Genomic DNA, 24302 nt, shown 5'->3' with positions numbered 1-24302 from the left:
AAAGGCCGCGAAGTGAACGATTGTTAGCGGCGCAGGCGGGGCACACATTGGGCACGGCGCCGGGACATGCGACCACAGCTGCCTTCCGTGCGCCTCCTCTCCGCCTCCCTGCCGATCAGAGCCGCTCGGCATCCTGGAAGGCGGCAAGCGCGCCGCCCATCGCTCGCCGGTCCTCACCCTGTCGACCCGCATCCGACGACCGGCGGACGGTCGCCTGATTCGGGGGTTGACATGGCCACACAGATTCTTGGACTACGCGGAATGAGTTCCGCCGTCGGGGCGGGGCTCGCCTTCGCGGTGGGAGCCTTCGTCCTGCTCGCCGCACAGCAGCGCCGGTACGCCGAACTCCGTCTGCAGGTCGACGAGGCGGAGCGGGCCGACCGGCGCCGCATCATGATGGCGGAGCAGCATGAACTCCAGCTCTACTTGCTGCGCAAGGCGATCGACGACCCTGACCTGGCCGCGGTGTTCAGCATCGCCGAGGCGGAGTCCCCCGCCCAGCAGCGGCAGTTCCTCTTCGCCAACGCGCTCTACACGAATGCTCTGCTGGCCTACCGCATCGGCGTCGTCAACTGGGAGGAGCTGCACGGGCACGTTCGCGTGATGTGTGCGAACCCGATCTTCCGCCAGTACTGGCGGGCGACACGCCATCAGCGCGCCAGCCTCAAGGACTCATCGGACGAGGCCCGGGTGGGACACATGACAGACACCCTCATCCGTGAGCTGGAGGAGTCCGAGTCCGACGAGTGGTGGGTGATAGGGGAACCGCCGTCCGAGGGACAACCACCCACTAATTAGGGTCAAGTCGGCTGAGGCGCGCCAAGAACCGGAGTAATGGGAGTAACAGGAGGCTACCCTTACCCGCTCTGACCATCTTCAATCCTAAGGACCGGGATCCTCTTGAAGATCGTGCGCCGCATCGGTGCGTCTCCACGCGAACGTGGCAGTCTCACCGGCGATACCTGCCCCGACATTTTCGAGCTCAGCGACGGCAACTTCGCCGTCATCGGGACAGAGGCCACAACAGCACTCGACGGCGAACTGCCCGCGGACGCCGCGCGCGCCGACTACGAACGCATCGTCATCGTCAGCAGGGAGACACTCATCCGCGCAAAAGCGGACATCCCCAGCGTCTGAGGCTGGGGCGCAGTGCTGAGACAGGCACCCGCCCTGGCCTCTCCGTCGAGACAGGCACTCCGGTCACCCCGTCGAGGCCCGTCTCCGGAAAGCACTGCCCCTCCTTCCGCGAACGGGGATCTCACCCCTCCCCCCTTTCGCCCACATCCACCTCGTGAGGTCCGGCGCCAGATCGGCACCGGGCCTCACGCGCGTCTCAGCCCACCGACGGCACGGGCACCGGCACCGGCGGCACAGGCCCCACATACCGCGCCGCAGGCCGAATGATCTTCGAGTCCTCCGCCTGCTCCAGGATGTTCGCGCCCCAGCCCACCACCCGCGCCGCCGCGAACGTGGGCGTGAACATCTCGCGGGGCAGGCCGCACAGTTCCATGACGACGCCCGCGTAGAACTCCACGTTGGTGTGCAGCTCGCGGCCCGGCTTCAGTTCGGCGAGGATCGCCTCGACCTGACGCTCGACCTCGACCGCGAACTCCACCATCCCGCCGCCGAATCGCTGCGCGATCCCCCGCAGCATGCGCGAACGCGGGTCCTCCGTGCGGTAGACGGGGTGGCCGAAGCCCATGATGCGGTCCCCCGCCAGGACCCGCTCGCGGATCCAGCCGTCGATGCGCTCGGGCGTACCGATCGCGTCGAGCGTGTCGAGTGCCCGGCTCGGCGCCCCGCCGTGCAACGGGCCCGACAGCGCGCCCACGGCACCCACCAGACAGGCCGCGACGTCCGCGCCGGTCGAGGTGATCACCCTGGCCGTGAACGTGGACGCGTTGAAGCCGTGATCAATGGTTGAGATCAAGTACTGCTCGATCGCCCGCGCACGATCGGGCTCCGGCTCCGAACCCGTCAGCATGTAGAGGTAGTTGGCCGCATAGGACAGGTCGTCGCGCGGCTCGACGGGGTCGAGCCCCTGCCCGAGGCGGTACAGCGCCGTGAGCAGCGTCGGCACCACGGCGGACGCCGCGAGGGCATCGGCACGGCGCCGGTCGCCGTCGATGTCGTACACCGGACGGAAGCCCTTCGCCGCACCGAAGAGCGACAGCGCCGTACGCAGCCCGGAGAGCGGCCCCGACAGGGCGCTGGCGCGGGCTATGGCGGGCAGCGCGGCACGCACCTCGTCGGGCAGCCGGCGCAACGTGGCGGTCTGCGCGGCGAACGCGGACCGCTGCCCGGCATCCGGCAGCGCGCCGTGGAACATCAGGTGCCAGACGTCCTCGAAGCTGCGGGTCTGCGCGAGCTCGACGGCCGAGTACTGGCGGTAGTGGTAGAAGCCCTCGTATCCCCTGACGTCTCCGAGCCGGGTCTCGGTCACGACGACGCCTGCGAGCCCGCGAGGGACCTCCACGGGGGCACTGGGGGTGGTGGAGCCATTGATCGGCATGTTCTTCCTCGACTTCCTGCTTCCTACCTGTACTTGATTTGACTGTCCATGCTTGACTGAATGCCTGTCAATATTGATTCAATCAATGCAAGGTCGGATTGGATTCAGAGTGGATACGGTGATGCCCATGACGGATCAAGAGGCCATCCCGAAGGAAGGCCGACGCCTGAGCACCCGGGAAGCCGCCGAACTCCTCGGTGTGAAACCGGAGACCGTGTACGCCTACGTGAGCCGCGGCCAGCTCAGCAGCCGCCGCGGCCCCGGCTCCCGGGGCAGCACCTTCGACGCCAAGGAGGTCGAGTCGCTCGCCCGCAGGAACCGCCGGGAGCCCGCGGCCACCTCCACCGGCGGCGAACTCTCCGTCCGCACCCGCATCACGCTCATCGACAAGGACCGCTACTACTACCGCGGTGTCGACGCGATGGAACTTTCCCTGGCGCACTCCTACGAAGAGGTCGCCGAGTGGCTGTGGACCGGCGTCATGCGCCCCGGAATCTGCTTCACCGCCCCCAAGGAGACCGTCGACGCCGCACGTCGCGCCGTCGACGCGCTGCCCGAGCACAGCGGCCCGACCGACCGCCTGCGCGTGGCCGCCATCTCGGCCGCCGCAGCCGACCCCCTCCGCTTCGACCTCTCCGAAGAAGCCGTCATCGGCACCGCACGCACCCTCATCCCCACCCTCGTCACGGCGCTGCCGCCGGTCAGCCGCGCCCACCGGGACTCGGGCCCCCTGGCCCACCAGCTCTGGGCGCGGCTGACCGGCCGGCAACCGCACGACGCCTCCCTGCACGCCCTGGACACCGCGCTCGCCCTGCTCGTCGACCACGACCTCGCCGCGTCGACGCTCGCCGTCCGCGTCGCCGCCTCCGCCCGCGCCCACCCGTACGCGGCGGTGTCGGCCGGACTCGGCGTCCTGGAAGGCCCCCTGCACGGCGCGGCCAGCGGCCTCGCGCACCGCATGCTCCTGGACGTCCTGGACCGGGGCAGCGCGGCCCCCGTAGTGGCCGACGAACTCCGCGCGGGCCGCCGCGTCCCGGGCCTGGGCCACCGGCTCTACCCCGGCGACGACCCCCGCGCGGAGGCCCTGTTCGCCCTCCTGGAGGTCATCCCCCAGGCCGGCCCCGCCCTCGCCGCGGCCCGCGACGTGGTGGCCACCACGGCCCGCCACACGGATCTGCACGCCAATGTCGACCTGGCCCTCGCCGTCCTGACCGCCTCGTCCGGGATGCCCGCCGAGGCAGGCGAGACGATCTTCGCCGTGGCGCGCACGGCGGGCTGGATCGCCCACGCCCTGGAGGAGTACGAGGAACGGCCCCTGCGCATGCGCCCCAGCGGTCAGTACGTCGGACTGCGGCCGCCCCAGCCGCTGCCCGCGCCCGACGGCGGATGAATCACCGCAGACCCGGCGCGGGTTAGGCTCACCTCTGTGAGTACGTGCGCCACCGCTTCGCGGGATCTGGACGAGCCTCTCGCGGGGACCGCGGCCACCGCCAGGACCTGGCTGCTCCTTGAACAGCCGGGACCGTGGGGCGCCAAGGCGCTCACTTCGAGTCACCTGGATCCGGAGGTCGGCCGCGCCCTGGAGGCCGCCGCCGAGGGAACGGGCGTACGCGTCGCGCTCATCCGCCGCCCCGGACGCCACGCCGACAGCCACGCCCCCGCGCGCCGCCGGGTGTACGTGGCCCACACCGCGCCCGGCAACACCTGGCTGCGCGGCCACGTCACGGACCGGCCGGAAGAGCTGCTCGACCTCGACTTCGCGGCCCTCGGCGCGGGCGACCACGGCGGATTCGGCACCCCGCACACGGGCGCTCCGCTCGCCCTGGTCTGCACGAACGGCAAGCGGGACCGCTGCTGCGCCCTCCTGGGCAGGCCGCTCGCCGCCGCCCTCACCGCCTCCGGTGAACAAGGCGCCTGGGAAGTCACTCATCTGGGTGGTCACCGCTTCTCCCCCACGCTCCTCGTCCTGCCGTACGGCTACGCGTACGGCCGCTCCGGGCAGGCCGCCGTCAAGGAGATCCTCGAAGGGGTGCGCACGGGCCGCGTCGTCACCGAAGGCTGCCGGGGCAGTTCCGCCTGGGACCGCCCCGGACAGGCCGCCGAGCTGGCGGTGCGCACCGCGACGGGCGAGGACGCCGCGGGCGCCCTGAGCGTGGTCCGCACGGACGGTACGGCACCGCGCTGGGAGGTGACCGTGGCCCACGTCGACGGACGGCACTGGTGCGTGACCGTCGCCCAGGGGGCCTCGCTGCCGCCGCGGCCGGAGAGCTGCGGCGCGGCGTCGGCAGCCCCGGCACGCATGGATGTCGTGGCGGTGCGGCGGATCGGGTACGACGCCGTACAGGAGATCCCCGCCACAGTGACTTCGGAGTAGCCCTCCGCTCGCCGTACCGTTCGTACACATGAGCCCCACCTCCCCTGTCCGAAGACTCCGCCTCGGCCTGCCGCGGCGCGTCTTCTCGCAGGTGCTGCTGATGCAGCTGGCCATCGCCGCCGGAGTCGCCGTGCTCGCCACGGGGCTCTTCCTCGCGCCGCTCAGCGATCAGCTGGACGACCAGGCGATGCGCCGCGCGCTCGCCATCGCGCAGACCACGGCCGCCCAGCCGCACATCGCCGAGGACCTGCGCTCCTCGGAGCCGACGGTCGACGGGCCCGTGCAGACCGAGGCGGAGCGGATCCGGCGCGCCAGCGGCGCCGAGTACGTCGTGATCATGAACAAGGAAGGCGTCCGCTGGTCCCACACGGACCACGGCGAGATCGGCCGGGTCGTCTCGACCGACCCCAGCGACGCGCTCGCCGGTGACGAGGTCATGGAGATCGACGACGGCACCCTGGGCCGCTCGGCCCGCGGCAAGGTGCCGCTGCGGGACATCGACGGGGACATCGTGGGCGCCGTCTCCGTAGGCATCGAGTACGACAGCGTGCGCGCCCGGCTGATCCACGCGATCCCCGGGCTCTTCGCGTACGCGGGCGGGGCGCTCGCCGTCGGCGCCCTCGCCGCCTATCTGATCTCGCGCAGGGTGCAGCGGCAGACACGTGACCTGGCTTTCTCCGATATCTCGGCGCTCCTTGCGGAACGCGAGGCCATGCTGCACAGCATCCGCGAAGGCGTCGTCGCGCTGGACCGCGCCGGCCGGATCCGCCTCCTGAACGACGAGGCCCAGCGCCTCCTCGGCCTGGGAGTCGAAGCCATCGGGCAGCCGCTCGACACCGCGCTCGGTCCCGGACGTACGACCGACGTGCTCGCCGGACGGGTCACGGGCACCGACCTCCTGACCGTCCGAGGCCAGCGCGTCCTGGTCGCCAACCGCATGCCCACGGACGACGGAGGCGCCGTCGCCACCCTGCGCGACCGCACCGAACTGGAGCAACTGGGCCGCGAACTGGACTCCACCCGCGGCCTCATCGACGCACTGCGCGCCCAGGACCACGAACACGCCAACCGCATGCACACGCTGCTCGGTCTCCTGGAGCTGGAGATGTACGAGGAGGCGGCGGAGTTCGTCGGCGAGGTGGCGGGCGCGCACCGGGTGACCTCGGAGCAGATCACGGAGAAGATCGGCGATCCGCTGCTGGCCGCGCTCCTGGTGGGCAAGGCCACCGTCGCCGCGGAGCGTGGCGTCGTCCTCGCCGTCCCGCGCGACACCGCGCTGCCCGACCGTCTGATCGACCCGGGCGGCCTGGTCACCATCGTCGGCAATCTGGTCGACAACGCGCTCGACGCTGCGGCGGGCAGCCTCCACGCGCGCGTGGAGGTCGATGTGCGCACCGAGGGACGCGCCGTGGTCCTTCGGGTGAGCGATACGGGCCCTGGCGTACCGTCCGAGCACCGCGAGACGATCTTCACGGAGGGCTGGTCCACCAAGGAGCCCCCGGCGCACGGCAAGCGCGGCATCGGGCTCGCCCTGGTCCGCAGGCTCGCCGAGCGACAAGGAGGCAGCGTGCGGGCGGACGCGTCCCCCGAAGGGGGCGCCGAGTTCACCGTCGTCCTGCCCGAAGCGCTCGCACAGGCCGAACTGGCCCCCACGTCCGAACTCGCCCCCACGGAGGAGACACGATGATCGAGGTGCTCGTCGTGGACGACGACGTCCGGGTCGCGGACGTCAACGCCGCCTACGTGGCGAAGGTGCCCGGCTTCCGGGTGGCCGCGAAGGCCCACAGCGCCGCCGAGGCGCTGCGGATGGTCGAGGAGCTCCCGGTCGACCTGGTGCTCCTCGACCACTATCTGCCGGACCAGACGGGCCTCGCGGTGGTCCGTACGTTGCGTGAGCGCGGCCACCAGACCGACGTGATCATGGTGACGGCCGCGCGCGACGTCGCCACCGTGCAGGCCGCGATGCGCCACGGCGCCCTGCAGTACCTGGTCAAGCCGTTCTCGTACGCGGGACTTCGCGCGAAGCTCGACGCGTACGCGACCTTGCGCCGCACCCTGGACGGCGGGGGCGAGGCCGAACAGGCGGAGGTCGACCGGATCTTCGGCGCCCTCTCGGCGACTCCGGCGCCCGAACTGCCCAAAGGGCACTCCCCCACCACGGCCGAGCTGGTCCGCAGGGCTCTGATGGGCGCCGAGGGGCCGCTGTCCGCCCAGGAGTTGGCGGACCGCACCCGGCTGAGCCGCCAGACGGCCCAGCGCTACCTGAAGCTCCTGGAGCGCTCGGGCCGGGTCCGGCTCAGCCTCAAGTACGGCGACACGGGCCGCCCGGAGCACCGCTACGAATGGGCGTCGAGCGCCTCCTAGCCATGGCCGTGCAGGGCGGTTACACCGCTCCAGCGCCGGTGAGCGAGCGCACCTCGGTCTCCGCGTGCTTGGCCTCGTCCGCGGGCTCCGCCGAGGTGACGGTGCCCAGCCATCCGGCGAGGAAGCCCAGCGGGATCGAGACGAGCCCCGGGTTCTCCAGTGGGAAGTACTGGAAGTCCATCCCGGGGAAGAGGGAGCTCGGCCCTCCGGAGACCACGGGTGACAGCACGACGAGCGCCATGGAGGGCACCAGACCCCCGTAGACCGACCAGACCGCTCCCCGCGTGGTGAACTTCCGCCAGAACAGCGAGTAGAGCAGCACGGGCAGATTCGCGGACGCGGCGACGGCGAAGGCCAGGCCCACCAGGAACGCCACGTTGAGATCTCGGGCCAGCAGCCCCAGGCCGATCGCGACCACGCCGATACCGGCCGCGGCGAGGCGCGCCACCGCCACCTCGCTGCGCGGTTTGGCGTGCTTGCGCCGCAGCGACGCGTACAGGTCGTGGGCCACGGACGCCGACGAGGCGAGCGTGATCCCGGCGACGACGGCGAGGATCGTGGCGAAGGCGATCGCGGCGACGATCGCGAACAGAACCGTTCCTCCAGTGGAGTCGGCGCCGCCGCCCAGATCGAGCGCCAGCAGCGGAACGGCCGTGTTCCCCGCGGCGTTCGATCCCCGCACGGCATCGGAGCCCACGATCGCGGCGGCGCCGAAGCCGAGCACGATCGTCATCAGGTAGAAGCTGCCGATGAGACCGATGGACCAGACGACGGACCGGCGGGCGGCGCGTGCGGTCGGCACCGTGTAGAAGCGGGAGAGGATGTGCGGCAGCCCGGCCGTGCCGAGGACGAGCGCGAGCCCGAGGCTGATGAAGTCCAGGCGCGAGGTCCAGTCCCCGCCGTACTTCAATCCGGGCGCGAGGAACTGGCTGCCGTGTCCGCTGCGGTCGGCCGCGGTCCGCAGCAACTGATTGAAGTCGCCGTGGAAACGCACCAGGACCAGCACGGTCAGCGCGATCGCGCCGCACATCAGCAGAACCGCCTTGACGATCTGGATCCAGGTGGTGGCCCGCATCCCTCCCAACGACACATAGATGACCATGAGCGCGCCGACGCCGATCACCGTCCAGGCCTGCGCCGCCCCGCTCGTCCCGCCGAGCAGCAGCGCGACCAGGGAGCCCGCCCCCACCATCTGCGCCACCAGATAGAGAACGGACACGGTCACCGAGGAAGTTCCGGACGCGATGCGCACCGGCCGTTCCCTCATCCGGGCGGCGACGACGTCGGCGAGCGTGAACCGGCCGCAGTTGCGCACCAGTTCGGCCACCAGGAACAGCACGACCAGCCAGGCGACGAGGAAGCCCACCGAGTAGAGCAGCCCGTCGTAACCGAAGAGGGCGATCAGTCCGGAGATGCCGAGGAAGGACGCGGCCGACATGTAGTCGCCCGCGATGGCGAAACCGTTCTCCATGGGGGAGAAGAGCCGCCCGCCCGCGTAGAACTCCTCCGCCGAGCCGTGCCGGTTGCGGCTCACCCATGTCGTGATGGCGAGCGTGACGGCCACGAACACGCCGAACAGCAGGAGCGCGAGCGTCTGGTGGTCCCCGGTCATCGCTCGCTCCCCCGGGCCAGTTCCTGCTCGCTCCGCTGGTCGTGATCCCGCTGGTCCTGGATCCGTTTCTGGTCCTGCTCCCGCTTCTGCTCGAACACGGACCACCGCAGATCGAGCGCCGCGCGATCCCTCCTGAGCCGGGCATGCCGGGCGTACGCCCAGGTCAGCAGGAACGTCGAGACGAACTGCCCCAGGCCCGCGAGCATCGCGACGTTCACGGCCCCGGAGACGGGCCGCGCCATGAACCCCGGCGCCGTCGTCGCCGTCACGACATACGCGACGTACCAGGTGAAGAAGAGGGCCGCCCCGGGGAAGACGAACCGCCGATACCGGCCGCGCACCTCCTGGAAGGCAGCACTGCGCTGGACCTCCAGATAGATGTCGGCCGCGCTCCGCTCCGGCGCGGCTCGGGGCGGCGCCACGGGCGCCGGCGCACCCGTGCCGTCCAACTCGCCCCAGCCGGACGCAAGCGCGTCGTACCAGGGATCCCTCGGATCACCGGTCCGCGCCTGCCCGGCATCGCGCCCGTCGTGCTTCTCCACCGAACTCTCCTTGTCCGCAGCCTTGTTCGGCTGCGTGCCCAAGGATGGACAGATCGGGAAGATCCCTGACTCTTCTCTCCCTTCTCTTCACCCCATCAGGTGAAGGACCTCATCAAAGACACCACTCAGGTCGGCCTGGCACTCGGGGGCTTGGCCAGCCCGTGCCCGTAGGCATAACGGACCGCCTGCGCGCGGTCCTTGAGCCCCGTCTTGGCGAAGAGATTGTTGATGTGCGTCTTCACCGTCGCGGTGGAGACATGCATCTGGCGGGCGATCTCCTGGTTCGTCATCCCCTCGGCGATCAGGACGAGCACTTCGGTCTCGCGCGTGGTCAGACCGTCGGGGGGATCCGGCGCCGGTGCGGGCTCCTCGGACTCCGACAGCCGCTCCAGCAGCCGCCGCTGGATCTGCGGCGAGAGCCCCGCGTCACCCGAGAGCACGTCCTCCACGGCCCGCACGATCTCGTCCCCACCTGCGTCCTTGGTAGCCGCGTGCCCCCGCTCTCAGCGCGGGGAAGAGCGAGTCGTCGTCGGCGAAGGTCGTCAGCACGACGACCTGCGTCCCCGGGTACTCGGCACGAATGCGGCGGGTGGCCTCCGCACCGTCGACCCGCGGCATGCGCAGGTCCATCAGGACGACGTCCGGGGCGAGTTCGGCGACGAGCCGGACGGCCTCCTCGCCGTCGCCCCCGGAACCGACGACCTCGATACCGGGCAACAATCCCAGCAGCATCACGATGCCCTCACGCACCACGGTCTGATCGTCGACCACGATCACCCGCGCCGGCGCCTTCGCGCCGCGCTCGGACGTCATGTGGGCACCTTCAGCGTCACGATGAAGCCCTCCTCACCAGGCCCGGCCGTCAGCGAGCCGCCGAGCAGCTCGGCCCGCTCCCGCATTCCGAGCAGACCGTACCCGGCTCCGGATGCCGCGAGTTCGCCCGGCGAACCGCCCGAATCCCGTATGTCCAGCGTCACTTCACCCTCTTCGTACGCGAGACGCACGAACACCTTGGCGCCCGGAGCGTGCTTACGGACGTTCGTCAGGGCCTCCTGAGCGACACGGCGCACCGCCTGTGACGCCTCGGCGGGCAGCGCACGCCGCGCGCCCGTCACGGACACCGAGGCCTTGTCCGAGACGACCAGCTCACGCAGGAAGTCCTCGACCGGCGTCATCTCACCGCGCAGCGCGGAGAGCGCCTGCCGGGTCTCGGCCAGCCCTTCGCGGGCCATGGACCGCGCCGCCACCACCCGCTCGAGTATCTGATCGCGTGTCGCATCGCCCTCGATCAGCAGTCGCGCCGCCTCCAGGTGGACGAGCTGCGCGGAGAGGCTGTGCGCGAGCACGTCGTGGATCTCCCGGGCGATACGGGCCCGCTCGGCCAGGGCGGCCGTCTCGGCCTCCGCGGCCCGGGCGGCCCGCTCCTGGGCGAGCAGCCGCTGGGCGTTGCCCCGCGTGTCGGCGTCGAGCCGCAGGGTGTACCCCGCCAGCGCGAGCCCCACGACGATGAGACCCGTGACCAGCCAGTTGTCGTTGTTGTACGCGGCGAATCCCGTCATCGCCACGGGCACACAGACCGCGGCCGCCAGCAGCGGCAGCCGCTCCAGGGACAGGACCGCCGCACCGCACCACAGGACGAGCGCCAGCACCCTCCAGTCGCCGGCCCGCGCCGCGTACCCGCACCCCGTCAGCAGGGCCAGCAGAGTGACCGAGGGCCACAGCCGATGGTCGAACGAGGCGCGGAGGAACGCCCAGGCGAGCCCGCCACTGAGCACGACCAGGCCGACCCCGGCAGCCAGGCGCCAGCCCCTGTCGTGATGGAACGTGTTCCACAGCAGGCTGCCGGCGATCACCACCCGCAGGACCCGGACGAACCACATCCGGGCGGGGCTCTGCCCTTCCCGGGTGAGCGCTTCCCGGAGGGGCCATCTCATCCACCGGTCCGACATCACACAGGGTCCTTCCGCATCGGCTCGTACGCCGCGTCCGCAACACCGTACGACGGGCGGAAGAGGCCGGCCCGGTGCGCCAGCATGCCGCTGCGCACGAGGAGCGTGGCGGCGAGAGCCAGCATCAGAGCGGCACTGTCCTGCCGCACCCCCAGCAGCGCGCCGATCCCGAACAGGCCGAGCCGCAGCCCGATCCCGACGCCCCAGACGATGGCGGTGGCCTTGGTCCCCCTGCCCCATACGGCACCGTCCGGCGTCCTCCACACGTGCGTGGTCCGCGCCCAGCCGAAGCCGATGGCCAGAGCGACCAGCAGCTCCGCGCCGAGCAGGACGACGGCCGCCGCGTAGTGATGGGGGTCCAGCACGTCGGGCTCGCGCACGGCCAGGAAGACCAGCACGGCCGGTATGACCCACCAGCGCCTGTCCGCGGTGATCTGCTGCGCCCTGAACTGACGCACGATCACCAGCGCGACGACGGCGCAGACCACCAGAACATTGGCGAGCCCAGACATGACGGCCTCCGTGGGACGAGGAAGTGCGGGACCGATCCGAGGAGGATCGACGCCTTCGACGCTACGGAAAAGACCTGGTCAGGACATCGGAGCAGGGGTGGAACGTGGGTGGAGCCTAGGGCTCCACCCACGGGTGGAGTGCGTCCCGCGAGCGGGACACACCGGCGTCACGCGAGCGGGTGCGCTCCGCACAAGCGGAACGCACCGGCTCGCGCGATCGCTACGCGTCGATGCGCGAACGGTCCAGCGTCGCCGCCGAGCTCGTGATGAACTCCTTGCGCGGCGCCACGTCGTTGCCCATCAGCAGATCGAAGACCTGCTCGGCGGCGTCCAGGTCGCCGATGTTGACCCGCCGCAGCGTGCGGTAGCGGGGGTCCATGGTGGTCTCCGCGAGCTGGTCCGCGTCCATCTCGCCGAGGCCCTTGTAGCGCTGGATGGCGTCCTTGAAGCGGATTCCCTTGCGCTGGTACTCGAGGAGCGTCTCGCGCAGCTCGTTGTCCGAGTACGTGTAGACGTACTTGTCCTGGCCCTTCTTCGGCTGCACCAGCTCGATCCGGTGCAGCGGCGGCACGGCCGCGAAGACCCGGCCCGCCTCCACCATCGGACGCATGTAGCGCTGGAAGAGGGTGAGCAGCAGAATCCGGATGTGTGCGCCGTCGACATCGGCGTCGACGAGAAGAATGATCTTCCCGTAGCGCGCCGCGTCGATGTCGAAGGTCCGGCCGGACCCTGCCCCTATGACCTGGATGATCGCGCCGCACTCGGCGTTCTTCAGCATGTCCGTCACGGACGCCTTCTGAACGTTGAGGATCTTGCCGCGGATCGGCAGGAGGGCCTGGAACTCGGAGTTCCGTGCCAGCTTGGCGGTGCCGAGCGCCGAGTCGCCCTCGACGATGAAGAGCTCGCTGCGCTCCACGTCGTCACTGCGGCAGTCGGCGAGCTTCGCGGGCAGCGAGGAGGACTCCAGAGCCGTCTTCCGGCGCTGGGCGTCCTTGTGCTGGCGGGCCGCGATGCGCGTGCGGGCCGCGGCGACGGCCTTCTCCATCACGGCGCGCGCCTGCGCCTTGGCGTCGCGCTTGGTGGAGGTCAGGAACGCCTTGAGTTCCTTGGCGATGACGTTGGCGACGATACGGTTGGCCGCCGAGGTGCCGAGCACCTCCTTGGTCTGGCCCTCGAACTGCGGCTCCGCGAGACGGACGGTGACGACCGCCGTCAGCCCCTCCAGGGCGTCGTCCTTGACGATGTCGTCCTCGGCGACGCGCAGCACCTTCTGGGTGCGCAGCACCTCGTTCATCGTCTTGGTGAGCGAGCGCTCGAAGCCCGTCATGTGGGTGCCGCCCTTGGGGGTGGCGATGATGTTGACGAAGGACCGCAGCGTCGTGTCGTAACCCGTGCCCCAGCGCAGCGCGACGTCCACGGCGAGCTCGCGGGTGACCTCGGTGGGGGACATCTGGCCGTGGTCGTCGAGGACCGGCACGGTCTCCTTGAAGGTGCCCTGCCCAGTGAAGCGAAGGACGTCACAGACGGCCTTGTCCTGGGCCAGGTACTCGCAGAACTCGCTGATGCCGCCGTCGAAGCGGAAGGATTCCTCGCCCTTGGTACCACCCTCTCCGAGGCCGTACTCGTCGCGCACGACGATGGTCAGGCCCGGCACCAGGAACGCGGTCTGGCGGGCACGCTGGTGCAGCGTCTCGAGGCTGAGCTTGGCGTCCTTGAGGAAGATCTGGCGGTCGGCCCAGTAGCGCACGCGCGTGCCGGTGCGCGTCTTGGGGATCTTCTTGGTCTTGCGCAGCTTGGCCGACGAGTCGAAGTCGGCGTCGGGGCCGGGCTTGGCGAAGGCCCCGGGCACGCCACGCCGGAAGCTGATCGCGTGGGTGTGCCCATGGAGGTCCACCTCCACGTCGAGGCGCGCGGACAGGGCATTCACCACGGAGGCACCCACACCGTGCAGGCCGCCGGAGGCGGCGTAGGCGCCACCGCCGAACTTTCCGCCGGCGTGGAGCTTGGTCATGACGACCTCGACTCCGGAGAGGCCGGTCTTGGGCTCGACATCCACCGGGATGCCTCGGCCGTTGTCCCGGACCTCTACGGAGGCGTCGTCGTGGAGGATGACTTCGATGTGGTCGCAGTAGCCACCCAGGGCCTCATCGACGGAGTTGTCGATGATCTCCCAGAGGCAGTGCAGCAGGCCGCGGCTGTCCGTCGACCCGATGTACATGCCCGGACGCTTGCGAACGGCCTCGAGCCCCTCCAGGACGAGCAGGTGCCGCGCGGTGTAGTTGGAACCGTCCCGGTCTGCTCCGGTCAGCAACGCTGTGGACGGCACGGACGTCTCGGCGGTCACGCGGTTCGCTCCTCGCTGAATTTCAAAAGGGGTCCTTTGGGGTAAGGACCCGGCTTCGGTTGCCGCTCAGAGGGTACCGAGGCCTGGTAGAGCCGTTGTCACGCCACCCTCGTCTCAACTCACACTAGTCCAGCACCGTACGCTTGTTCGATCCCTCGATGGAGTGAAGCGCACGTCACGTTCCCTTCCAGGCATGAACCATTTAGGCTCCGGGCACGTCCTCATGAACAACCGGCAACCCAGCCGGCGGACGACCGACCTGACAGACAGCGCGAAACCGTAAAACTCGTAAGAGACGTAATACGGCACATTCGCCGCCAACCGGCAGCAGACAGCCGCCTCGGAAAAAACTTCGAGGAAAAGCCACGAGCGGGAACGTTTTCGGCCTGGTTGGATGTTGACCCTGGTACGACAGCTCGTCGAGCTAGAGAAGAGGCGACGTGACTACTGTTCTGACCCCCGCGAGCCCCCTGACGGCCGCTGATCGCTGCGACCGCTGCGGCGCCCAGGCTTACCTGCGCGTCGTCCTGTTGAGCGGCGGTGAACTGCTCTTCTGCGCCCACCACGGCCGCAAGTTCGAGCCGGAACTCAAGAAGATCGCCGCTGAGATACAGGACGAGACGGAGCGGCTGACGGCCGTCCCGGAGACCACCGACGAGGATCGCTGACACCTCGCACCCACGACGAGCCATCCGGCGCACGCCAGGCCGGTGACCGGGCGGCCGACCCTGCCAACCCCAGGGACGGCCGCCCGCTCGCGTTACACGGGCGCTCAGGCACCTCCTCGGCGGTCCCTCGCGGCACTCCACACCCCTCAAGGGGACAACTCCCCCGCTCTCAGCCGCCCAGCGGCATGTCCCGCGCGACGCCCGAGATCCGCGTGTAGACCCCGGGACTCCCGGCCCGCCCGCAGCCGCTTCCCCACGACACCAGGCCGATCAGCCGCCCGCGCGCGACGAGCGGGCCGCCACTGTCCCCCTGGCACGCGTCACGGCCGCCCTCAAGTTCCCCCGCGCACAGCATGGATGCGGCCGTGTACGTTCCGTCAGAATTGCCCGGGTAGGCCTCCTCGCACGTCGCATCAGGCAGTACGCGCACCTGCGCGGCGCGCAACGTGCGGGCGTAATCACCCGATCCCGTCGTGTCACCCCACCCGTAGACGGCCGCGGGCGTGCCGGGCTCGTACGCCTGGTCACCCTCCCCGGCCATGGGGATCGCGTAGCTCGCCGGAAGCGGGCTCGCCAGCGACAGCACCGCGACGTCCCCGGAGTTAGAGAAGCTGTCGTACTCGGGATTGACCGTCGACTCGCGCACCGGGATCTCACGGCCCTGAGACGTCCCCAGATCCTCCCGGCCCGCGATCACCTTCAGGTCACTCATCTCGCGCAGCTTCACTCCGAGGACTTCCTCGCCCAGACAGTGCGCCGCGGTGAGGACCGTCGTGCGCCCGACCACCACTCCTCCGCAGAACTGTCCCGAGCGCGTACCCCCGAACCGGTCACGGCTCGACAGCGCCACCACCCAGGGGCTGTCCGCCACCCGGACCGGCCTGCCCCCGATGACGACGCTGTCAGCCGCCGCGGGGGCCGGAGAGGCCAGTGGCAGCGCCGCCACCGGGGCGACAAGGGCCAATGCCGCCGTGAATGTTCGGGCGAAAGGACGAGGCATGCGATCTCCTCACTCTGGGTTGCCATGGCACACCCACAGTGATCCAGTGCGGCACACCCCGCACCCGCGCCACGCGCGTCCGCGCCGGGGCGAACAGATCGGACAAACAGAAGACCCGAAGCCTCGTACGAGGCTTCGGGTCTTCCTTGTGGAGCGCTGGTGACTAGTCGAGGTAGTCGCGCAGGACCTGCGAACGCGACGGGTGACGCAGCTTCGACATCGTCTTCGACTCGATCTGACGGATGCGCTCACGCGTCACTCCGTAGACCTTGCCGATCTCGTCGAGGGTCTTCGGCTGGCCGTCGGTGAGACCGAAGCGCATGGAGACCACGCCCGCCTCACGCTCGGACAGGGTGTCCAGCACCGAGTGCAGCTGCTCCTGGAGGAGCGTGAAGCTGACCGCGTCGGCCGGAACGACCGCCTCGGAGTCCTCGATGAGGTCACCGAACTCGCTGTCGCCGTCCTCACCCAGAGGGGTGTGGAGGGAGATCGGCTCACGGCCGTACTTCTGGACCTCGATGACCTTCTCCGGGGTCATGTCGAGTTCCTTGGCCAGCTCCTCCGGGGTGGGCTCACGGCCCAGGTCCTGGAGCATCTGGCGCTGCACGCGCGCGAGCTTGTTGATGACCTCGACCATGTGCACCGGGATACGGATGGTGCGGGCCTGGTCGGCCATCGCGCGGGTGATCGCCTGACGGATCCACCAGGTGGCGTACGTGGAGAACTTGTAGCCCTTGGTGTAGTCGAACTTCTCGACCGCTCGGATCAGACCGAGGTTGCCCTCCTGGATGAGGTCCAGGAAGAGCATGCCGCGGCCGGTGTAGCGCTTGGCCAGGGAGACCACCAGACGGAGGTTGGCCTCCAGGAGGTGGTTCTTGGCGCGGCGCCCGTCCTCGGCGATGATCTCCAGCTCGCGCTTGAGCTTCGGCGCGAGCTTGTCGGCGTTCGCCAGCTTGTCCTCGGCGAACAGGCCGGCCTCGATGCGCTTGGCGAGCTCGACCTCCTGCTCCGCGTTGAGCAGCGGGACCTTGCCGATCTGCTTCAGGTAGTCCTTGACGGGGTCGGCGGTGGCACCGGCCGCGGCGACCTGCTGGGCCGGGGCGTCGTCCTCGTCCTCGTCGGACAGTACGAAGCCTGCCTGGGGACCCTCTTCCGCGGACTCGCCCTCACCGGGCTTGCCCTTGGCGGGCGTCTCCTCGGTGGCCTCGTCGTCCACCATCTCGTCGTCCTGCTTGGACGTCTTCTTCGCCGTCGCCTTCTTGGCGACGGTCTTCTTGGCGACGGCCTTCTTTGCCGTCGTCTTCTTGGCTGCGACCTTCTTCGCGGGCGCGTCCTCAGCTGCGACATCTGCGGCCGACGCCTCGGGGGCGGCGGTCGCGGTGGCCTGCTTCGCCGTGGCCGTCTTGACCGCGACGGTCTTGGTCGCGGTGCGCTTGGCCGGGCTCTTCGCTGCGACGCTCTTGCGGGGGCGCTTCGGCTCCGCGGCACTGACCATCAGCGTCACACCCTCTTCCTCGAGGATCTGGTTGAGGCTGCGCAGAACGTTCTTCCACTGGGTGGCCGGAATCTGGTCAGCTTCGAAGGCACGACGCACGTCATCGCCGGCGATCTGCCCATCAGCCTTTCCCCGCTCGATGAGCGCCATGACAGAGACGGATTCGGCGATCTCCGGCGGGAGCGTACGGGATGTGCTGGCCGACACGAACAACCTCTCGGAACGTTGGAAAACGGCTTCCGGCCCCGTCCATTGTGGACCAGGACCGACGACCGACGACTGGGGATGGGCCGACGGCGCAGGCGGGGCCGGGGAGCTACACAGCGTCGCGGACGACTGCTGTATTCCCTCCTCGGCTATCACCTCTTAGGTCATCGCGCTGCCCCGACGAGCGTTACGCCCAATCTACGTGGCCCGAGTCACACCCCGTAAGCGCTCAAAAGCGGCCAGATGCGGTCAGAAGCGTCCAGATCCAGGCTCTGACGGCCCCCTGGACGGCAAAGACCGCGCCGCCGGGTCCCTGACGGATCCCCGAGGAACCCGCAGAGGCCCGGCGACGGTACCGCGCCAACGGAGTGATGAGGTCGGGCCGCGAGGCGCATGAGACGGCCGTAAACGGACGCAGAACCGGTCCGTCAGTGCTCGCGGGGGGCGGGCACGACGCGCTCCACCTCCGGGTGGACGGTGAGCAGCTGCCGCATGGCGGCCTCGGCTCCGGGGCCGTCGCCCGCACCGAGGGCGTCGACGATGCGCGAGTGGTGGACCAGGGACGCCTCGGTGGGACGGTCGCAGCCCGTGATCGGGCCACCCGAGACCTGGAGTGCGGCCGAGACGATGCCGGACAGGTGCTCCAGCATGCGGTTGCTCGCGAGCTGGATGAGCAGCGAGTGGAACTCCGCGTCGGCGCGGGAGAAGGTGATCCCGTCGCCCTGGCTCAGGGAGTGGCCCATGATCTCGACCATGTCGGCGAGCCGCTGCTGCACCTCCTCGCGGCCGTGGCCCGCGGCGAGCCGGGCGGCGAGGGGCTCGATCGTCCAGCGCAGCTCACCGAGTTCACGGCGCTGGTCGTCGCGCTGCGGCCCGAACGCGCGCCACTCGATGATGTCCGGGTCCAGCAGGTTCCAGTCGCTGACGGGCCGCACGCGCGTACCGACATTGGGCCTGGCGCTGACCAGGCCCTTGGCCTCAAGTACGCGCAGCGATTCGCGGACGACGGTGCGGGAGACCTCGAAACGCTGGCCGATCTCCTCGGGGACCAGCGGGCGGTCGGCGCCCAGGTCGCCGGAGACGATCATCTGGCCGAGCTGCTGGACGAGTTGGCCGTGCAGGCCGCGGCCGCGGCTGCCTGCGGAGCGGCGGCCGACGCGGCCGAGGTCCTGGTCGGCGCTGTCCCACGCGGACGTGACGACGCGGTCGGCACCAGGGGCCTCTGCGTAGGGGTAGCGGTCGAGTTCGCCCGGGCCGGCGAGGCCGGAGTCTGCGGAGCGGGCGGCGGTCATCATGGTGTGCGCAAGGGTACTCACGGAACCTTTGTCGGCGTAGCTCCCAAGTCCCTTGAGGTCTTTGGTGAAAAGCACACGAAAGGGTGATCGCTTACCCCGCCGCAATTGACGCCTTATCGGAAAGAAATGGGCGTTCTCCGGGGAGTTGTGCGCAGCACGGAAACAGAAGCGCCGGACGGTCGCTATCGGGTCCTGCTGCGCATCCCGGTGAGCAGATATGCGCAGAGCAGAGCGGTCAGCGACAACATCAGTGCACTGCCCACAGGTTGGGCGACCATGCGGACTCCGCCGGCCAGATATCGCTCGACGCCGAAGGGCCACTGCACCAGCGCGAGGTCGCGCAGCCTTCCCGGCAGCCCCGCCGCCGATCGCACAGACGGTCCCTCCAAGGCCTTCTGTACGAGGGGTACGACGACGATCGGCACCGCCAGAACCGCGGCGAGACCGGCGGTCGTGGACCGGAAGACGCCCGCGGCGAGCACTCCGGCCCAGGCGCAACCCGCCACCAGAGCGACCCAACTCGCGCTCAGCGAAAGCCAGTCAGCGGGAACTTTCGCCAGCTCGTCTCCGTATACCAGGTGGAGCAGCGCGGCGTCGGAGGCCAGGACGAGCAGGCTCAGCAGGAGCGCGGTACCCGCCGCCACGAGCAACTTGGCGCAGAGCAGCCCCAGGCGGCGGGGGACGGTGCCCCGGTCGGCGGCGAGGGCGGGGTGGCGGAACTCCTCACCGAAGGCGAGAGCGCCGAGCAGCCCGGCGCCAAGCGCCGCGGGCGGCAGGGGGAGTTCCTGGGGCCAGGCGGCCAGCAGGAGCGGCTGCGGCGTGTGACCGCTCCTGGCGAGGAAGACGCAGAGGACGGCGGAGACGGCGAGTACGGCGGCCGTGGTGAGGTAGCCGGTGCCGACACCGGCGGCGCGGCGCAGCTCGTAGCGCAGGGGGCGCAGGGGGCTGCGTGCGGGTCGGATCGAGATGGGGGGCGGCAAGGGGGACGGAGCCACCGGAGGCCGCGGTGCGGTGATGGCGACCGGGTCCGGGGTGGCGAGCAGGTCTGTGCTGGCAGGCAGGTCCGTGCTGGCGAGCGGAATCAGGTTCTTGGTCGTGGCCACGGATTCGGGCCCGGCTTCGGGCTCGGCTTCGGGCTCGGCTTCGGGCAGCGCGTCGCCCGTCACTGCCAGCTCCTCACCAGAGGCTTCGATCCCGGGTTCGGGCAAGGATTCGGGAACAGGCGCGGGAGAGGGCGTCGACTCCTCGACAACGGCGGCAGGCCCCGCATCCCCGATTTCATCGGCGAGTTGATGGACGAGAATTCCGTGGCGGAACGCCGTTTCTCCGACGTCGGCGCAATTGCTGCCGTACACCGAAAGCCGGTTGCCGTCCTCTTTCACCACCTCGAGGGAGCGTTGCCCGGCACGGGCCTCCTTGGACAGCAGCGCGCCGAGACGTGCCGCGTGCGGACTGCGCACCGCGACCCGGGGGCGCAGCCGAGTGCGGGCGAAGTCCCCGGCTTCCTGGTCGGCGACCAGGCGGCCCGCCTCCAGCGTGACGACCCGGTCGGCGGTCCGTGCGGCCTCCTTGGCGTCGGCCGTGGAGAACAGGACGGTTCCCCCCTGGGCGGCGTGCGCGCGCAGAATTCCGTGCAGCCACCCGCCCTCCCGGGCCGAGAGGCCCTCGGCGGGACCGTCGAGGACGAGCGTGTGGGGGTCGGCGAGCAGCGCGCAGGCCAGTCCGAGGCGGCGGTCCATGCCACGCGAGAGCGTGCCGAGCCGCTGATCACGGAGGCTGACGAGACCGACGACTTCGAGTACGTCGTCGGCGCGCTGGACGGGCACACCGGCGGCGGCGCACAGCATGCGCAGCTGGCCGCGGACCGTGCGGCCGGGGTGTCCCGGGACTTCGCCCAGAAGGACGCCGACCTCGCGCGACGGGTGGGCGATGCGGTGCAGCGGACGCCCTCTGAAGTAGGTGACTCCTCGGCCCTGTTGGATTTCGAGCATGAGCCTGAGCGCCGTCGTCTTGCCGGCGCCCTGCGCGCCGAGCAGCGCCGTGACACGGCCTGTTCGCGCCTCGAAGGACACGTCGTCGACGGCAGGCGGCAGCTCCTGGCGGGGATTGCTTGTCAGTCCGATGGCCTGGATCATCGCTTCTCTCGCGGGATGTGCGACCGCTCGGCGGCCAGAGCTCGTCCGCCGGGTCGGGGACGGACGAACCCCGTGGGTACTTCAGCAAGATAACGCGATATTTCCGTCATTTCGGTCAGGGTGTGGGCCGCGGGTGTCCATCACGCGGGCCGGACCGACAGGTGACCAGCGCGTGACCCGTGGCGGAGGCCTCAGACCTCGGGGCGCAGCATGGGCGGGTTGAGCAGCGTCGCGCCGCCCGCGCGGAAGAGCTGGGCGGGGCGGCCGCCCTGGCGAGTGGTCGTCCCGCCGGTGGGGACGAGGAAGCCCGGCGTGCCGGTCACCTTGCGGTGGAAGTTGCGCGGGTCGAGCACGACGCCCCACACGGCCTCGTACACCCGGCGCAGCTCACCGACGGTGAACTCCGGCGGACAGAAGGCCGTCGCCAACGAGGAGTACTCGATCTTCGAGCGGGCACGCTCCACGCCGTCCGCCAGGATCTGCACGTGGTCGAAGGCCAGCGGCGCCGCCTGCTCGCCCTCTCGGCCGTACCCACCCTGGTTGAGCAGTGCGTCGACCGGCGCCCAGCGCGCACTGTTCGCATCACCGCCGGCCCGCGGTGCGGGCAGATCGGGGGCGAGCGCCAAGTGGGCGACGCTGACGACCCGCATCCGCGGATCCCGCTTGGGGTCTCCGTAGGTGGCGAGCTGCTCCAGGTGCGCGCCGTTCACCTGAACGGGAGTGTCCGGAGAATGCGCGCACAGCCCCGTCTCCTCGACCAGCTCCCGGGCGGCGGCCGCCGACAGATCCTCGTCGTCGCGCACGAAGCCGCCGGGGAGCGCCCAACGGCCCTGGAACGGCGGCTCACCCCGGCGGACCGCAAGCGCGCAGAGCGCGTGGCGGCGCACGGTGAGCACGACCAGATCGACGGTGACAGCAAAGGGCGGGAAGGCCGACGGGTCGTAGGGCGACATGCCGCGATCATAGTCGTCTGCCTGACGATAAACAGCTCCTCCGGCATCCGATCCCGGCTCGATTCACCAGGCCCCGCGTCAGGTTCAGGCCACACCCGCCACCGGTCCTCCTCCCGTGGGTCACACCCCCAGCTGCAGCCCGTCGGCCGCCTCCTCGACCATGGCGAGGCCGAGCCTGCTGACACGGACGGAGAACGGGGCTCCGGCGACGCGCAGCGCCGTCAGTCCCAGCTCCCCCAGAGGCGCGCCGCGGACGGGTCTCAGCGTCACCGTGCCCGACGGGGCGTCCGGCCGGATCCCGGCGAGCGCCGTGAGGAGCTGCACCCCGGCGGCCGCGGCGGTGGCCGCCGGGCGGCAGGCGGCGGGGTGCGGCAACGGAGCGCCGTCCTCCGTGCGCTGCTCCCCCGCGTACATCTCCGGCAGCCGGTAGCCGAACGTCTCGGCCGCGGCCATCACTCCCCGCAGCAGCGCACTCGCCTCTTTCTCGTAGCCGGCGGCGGCCAGACCCGAGACGGCGACCGCCGTCTCGTGGACACGGACGGCTCCGCCACGATGTCCGAAAGGGTTGTACGCGGCCTCCTTGACGCCCAGGCTCCGCAATCCCCACCCCGAGTCCATGGCGGGTCCGCCGAGGAGCCGGGCGAGCTGCTCGGTCTGCACCTTGTCGAGCAGTCCTGGTGCGAGCGCCCCCGAACCGAGGAGACCCGTGTCGAGGAGGTGGGCGGCACCGCCGGTGAGGAGGGGCACGGGGCGGCCGTCGGCCAGGCAGGCCGCGGCGGGCCGACCACCCGTGCGGTCCTCCACCCAGAAATCCTTCCGGAACGTGGACCGCAGCCGCTCCGCCCACTGCCGCAGGTCGGTACCGCCCGAACGGCCGTGTGCGTCGAGCAGGTCGGCGCCGAGCAGCGCGGCCCGATGGGCATGGGCCTGCGTCTCGCAGCGCGCGGGGCCGTCCGGATACGGGTCCGGCAGGCGTCCTCCGTCGCCGGCCGCCTCCAGCAGCCAGCGCAGGCAGCGCTCGGCCGCCGGCAGCAACTCCTCCGTCTCCTGCGCCGGCAGCCCCCAACGCCACGCCTCTGTCAGCAGAACCGGGAAGAGCAGTGTCGCCTCGATGCCCGTGCAGCCGGGCGGCAGATGCGGTCCCGTGTTGCGCAACGGCCCGGGGATCATGCCCGCCCGCGGTCCCTTGCCCACGAGTTGGCGACGGGCGAGCGTACGCAACGTCCCCACCGCGACCCGCGTGCCGAGCGGCAGCGCCATCCGGGCGGCCGCGAGGGCTTCGGCCGGAGCGAGACCGCAGCGCCATGGCGCCCCCGCGGCCAGGTGGACGTCGGTCGGATGCTCGGGGTCCCGCAGCAGCAACGCCTGAAGATCCTCCACGGACCGGTCCAGCAGGGTCCGGACCCTGGGATCGTCGCCGACGGCTCGCGCCGGGGCGAGGGAGAGCGACGCCCCGAGCCCGACCGCCCGCACCGGCCCCGCCCCCTCCGGCCGCACCCGCAGCTCCAGGCTCCAGGTGCCGCCCGGTGGGAGCTCCACCTCCCAGCGCAGCAGCCCGGCGGAGGCCAGCGCGTCCGCGGGAGCGGGGTGCGCGGTGACCACACAGTGCCCCGACGGCGAGGACCAGCGCATGCCCGAGTCGTGCACACTGGCGGGCAGTTCGGGCCCGGTGTTGCCGGACGCGACCGCACCGAGCTCCGCCAGATCCGTCCCGAGCGACACCTCCACGGGGAACCTCAGGGGGCGGCCTGCGGCGCTGCGCAGGACGATCCGCTCCGTACCGTCCGCGTACCGGGTCCGCTCGACGACCACGTCCGGATCCGGGCCGCCATCGGCGGACGGACGCAGCGTCGCGACGAAGCGGGCACGGTCCGCCGAGAGCATCCGTGCCTGCACGGCGATCGGCTCGCGCCCCGCCACCCGCACCTCGCAGCGGGACAGCAGCCTGCGCCCCGCGCGGTAGAACCCCTCGAGGCCTCGGCCGGTCAGCTGCCCCTGATCCGTGGAGATCGCCAGCGCGGGCATGGCGACACAGATCAGCGTGGCGTGCGCGGGCGGCAGCTGTGCGGGGCGACGCGGCGCGGCTGCCGGGGACTGCCCACCCGGCAGGCGTGGTGGGGTCGGGGTGGGTCGCTGGGGACCCTCCCTGCCGGAGACAGGAGACGGGGCGGGCAGGGGCATGAGGCGGCCTCTTCTGCGCTGTCCGCGCTGCGGGGAGTCGGAGGTCGTACGGCGGCTCGACCCAGGCACGGGTACCGCCACTCAGGTGAACGGACCTGCCCCGCCCCAAGTCACGCCCGCGGGGCGGGAAGCCACCCGGCCGGCCCTCGTCTTTCCCGT

Annotated in this window: 19 protein-coding genes and 1 pseudogene; 7 read left to right on the top strand and 13 right to left on the bottom strand. The window is 70.7% G+C overall.

The genetic code is table 11. The features are described 5' to 3' along the window. Positions 1-261: 261 nt before the first annotated feature. Positions 262-798, top strand: a complete 537-nt coding sequence (locus ACIGXX_RS37760) for a DUF6082 family protein (RefSeq protein WP_351173621.1) — start codon at positions 262-264, stop codon at positions 796-798. A 102-nt stretch (positions 799-900) separates the two neighbouring features. Then, positions 901-1137 carry a hypothetical protein gene (locus ACIGXX_RS37755; protein ID WP_351173624.1) on the top strand — a complete coding sequence of 79 codons (237 nt, stop codon included), beginning with the start codon at positions 901-903 and terminating at the stop codon, positions 1135-1137. 196 nt (positions 1138-1333) lie between these two features. Here ACIGXX_RS37755 and ACIGXX_RS37750 read toward each other — a convergent pair whose 3' ends face one another. After that, positions 1334-2512: a citrate synthase/methylcitrate synthase gene (locus ACIGXX_RS37750; protein ID WP_399982740.1), complete on the bottom strand. Its 1179-nt coding sequence runs from the start codon at positions 2510-2512 to the stop codon at positions 1334-1336. A gap of 127 nt (positions 2513-2639) precedes the next feature. On the opposite strand from ACIGXX_RS37750, the gene ACIGXX_RS37745 reads away from it, so the two are divergent. From ACIGXX_RS37745 to ACIGXX_RS37730, 4 genes are read left to right on the top strand one after another with little or no spacing between them, the layout of a single operon-like run. Continuing rightward, positions 2640-3902, top strand: coding sequence for a citrate synthase family protein (locus ACIGXX_RS37745; RefSeq protein WP_399982737.1), 1263 nt, complete (start codon positions 2640-2642; stop codon positions 3900-3902). Positions 3903-3938: 36 nt separating this feature from the next. Next, positions 3939-4886 carry a sucrase ferredoxin gene (locus tag ACIGXX_RS37740; protein WP_351173633.1) on the top strand — a complete coding sequence of 316 codons (948 nt, stop codon included), beginning with the start codon at positions 3939-3941 and terminating at the stop codon, positions 4884-4886. A gap of 28 nt (positions 4887-4914) precedes the next feature. After that, a complete protein-coding gene (locus ACIGXX_RS37735; protein WP_399982734.1) occupies positions 4915-6573 on the top strand; it encodes an ATP-binding protein in 1659 nt (552 codons plus the stop codon). Continuing rightward, positions 6570-7250: a response regulator gene (locus tag ACIGXX_RS37730; protein WP_361468213.1), complete on the top strand. Its 681-nt coding sequence runs from the start codon at positions 6570-6572 to the stop codon at positions 7248-7250. Before ACIGXX_RS37735 ends, ACIGXX_RS37730 begins: the two co-directional genes overlap by 4 nt. 19 nt (positions 7251-7269) lie before the next feature. Here the strand turns inward: ACIGXX_RS37730 and ACIGXX_RS37725 are convergent, their stop codons facing one another. The 6 genes and pseudogenes from ACIGXX_RS37725 to ACIGXX_RS37700 all read right to left on the bottom strand — a co-directional run bounded on the left by ACIGXX_RS37725 (position 7270) and on the right by ACIGXX_RS37700 (position 14209). Next, a complete protein-coding gene (locus ACIGXX_RS37725; RefSeq protein WP_351173642.1) occupies positions 7270-8862 on the bottom strand; it encodes a cation acetate symporter in 1593 nt (530 codons plus the stop codon). Further along, positions 8859-9404, bottom strand: coding sequence for a DUF485 domain-containing protein (locus ACIGXX_RS37720; protein WP_366464002.1), 546 nt, complete (start codon positions 9402-9404; stop codon positions 8859-8861). Before ACIGXX_RS37720 ends, ACIGXX_RS37725 begins: the two co-directional genes overlap by 4 nt. A 125-nt stretch (positions 9405-9529) precedes the next feature. Then, a pseudogene (locus ACIGXX_RS37715) lies at positions 9530-10217 on the bottom strand (response regulator). Beyond that, complete coding sequence (locus tag ACIGXX_RS37710; protein WP_399982729.1) at positions 10214-11356, bottom strand: sensor histidine kinase; 1143 nt, start codon at positions 11354-11356, stop codon at positions 10214-10216. Before ACIGXX_RS37710 ends, ACIGXX_RS37715 begins: the two are co-directional and overlap by 4 nt. After that, positions 11353-11865, bottom strand: coding sequence for a DUF1453 domain-containing protein (locus tag ACIGXX_RS37705; RefSeq protein ID WP_399982727.1), 513 nt, complete (start codon positions 11863-11865; stop codon positions 11353-11355). The genes ACIGXX_RS37710 and ACIGXX_RS37705 overlap by 4 nt, the downstream gene beginning before the upstream one ends. Positions 11866-12085: 220 nt before the next feature. Then, a complete protein-coding gene (locus tag ACIGXX_RS37700) occupies positions 12086-14209 on the bottom strand; it encodes a DNA topoisomerase IV subunit B (RefSeq protein WP_351173657.1) in 2124 nt (707 codons plus the stop codon). Positions 14210-14649: 440 nt separating this feature from the next. Here ACIGXX_RS37700 and ACIGXX_RS37695 point away from each other — a divergent pair, with 440 nt between their 5' ends. Beyond that, positions 14650-14877, top strand: coding sequence for a hypothetical protein (locus ACIGXX_RS37695; RefSeq protein WP_351173659.1), 228 nt, complete (start codon positions 14650-14652; stop codon positions 14875-14877). Positions 14878-15046: 169 nt separating this feature from the next. On the opposite strand, the gene ACIGXX_RS37690 is transcribed toward ACIGXX_RS37695, so the two are convergent. The 6 genes from ACIGXX_RS37690 to ACIGXX_RS37665 form a co-directional block, all read right to left on the bottom strand. Then, positions 15047-15877, bottom strand: a complete 831-nt coding sequence (locus tag ACIGXX_RS37690) for a serine protease (RefSeq protein WP_361468230.1) — start codon at positions 15875-15877, stop codon at positions 15047-15049. Between the two features lie 163 nt (positions 15878-16040). Beyond that, positions 16041-17585 carry an RNA polymerase sigma factor gene (locus ACIGXX_RS37685; RefSeq protein WP_351173665.1) on the bottom strand — a complete coding sequence of 515 codons (1545 nt, stop codon included), beginning with the start codon at positions 17583-17585 and terminating at the stop codon, positions 16041-16043. A gap of 422 nt (positions 17586-18007) precedes the next feature. Further along, positions 18008-18895: a FadR/GntR family transcriptional regulator gene (locus ACIGXX_RS37680; RefSeq protein WP_361468234.1), complete on the bottom strand. Its 888-nt coding sequence runs from the start codon at positions 18893-18895 to the stop codon at positions 18008-18010. A gap of 161 nt (positions 18896-19056) precedes the next feature. Beyond that, the gene (locus ACIGXX_RS37675) at positions 19057-21009 is read right to left on the bottom strand and encodes an ATP-binding cassette domain-containing protein (protein ID WP_399982720.1); all 1953 of its coding nucleotides are present in this window, start codon (positions 21007-21009) and stop codon (positions 19057-19059) included. A 191-nt stretch (positions 21010-21200) separates the two neighbouring features. Continuing rightward, the gene (locus tag ACIGXX_RS37670; protein WP_351173673.1) at positions 21201-21962 is read right to left on the bottom strand and encodes an NUDIX hydrolase; all 762 of its coding nucleotides are present in this window, start codon (positions 21960-21962) and stop codon (positions 21201-21203) included. Positions 21963-22082: 120 nt separating this feature from the next. Beyond that, a complete protein-coding gene (locus ACIGXX_RS37665) occupies positions 22083-23987 on the bottom strand; it encodes a glycogen debranching N-terminal domain-containing protein (RefSeq protein WP_399982777.1) in 1905 nt (634 codons plus the stop codon). Positions 23988-24302: the final 315 nt, after the last annotated feature.

It is taken from the genome of Streptomyces sp. NPDC055243 (genome assembly GCF_044544025.1).
Classification (GTDB): Bacteria; Actinomycetota; Actinomycetes; order Streptomycetales; family Streptomycetaceae; genus Streptomyces.
Note: the sequence above shows the minus strand (reverse complement) of the source record. Positions and strands in the feature narration are given on the sequence as shown.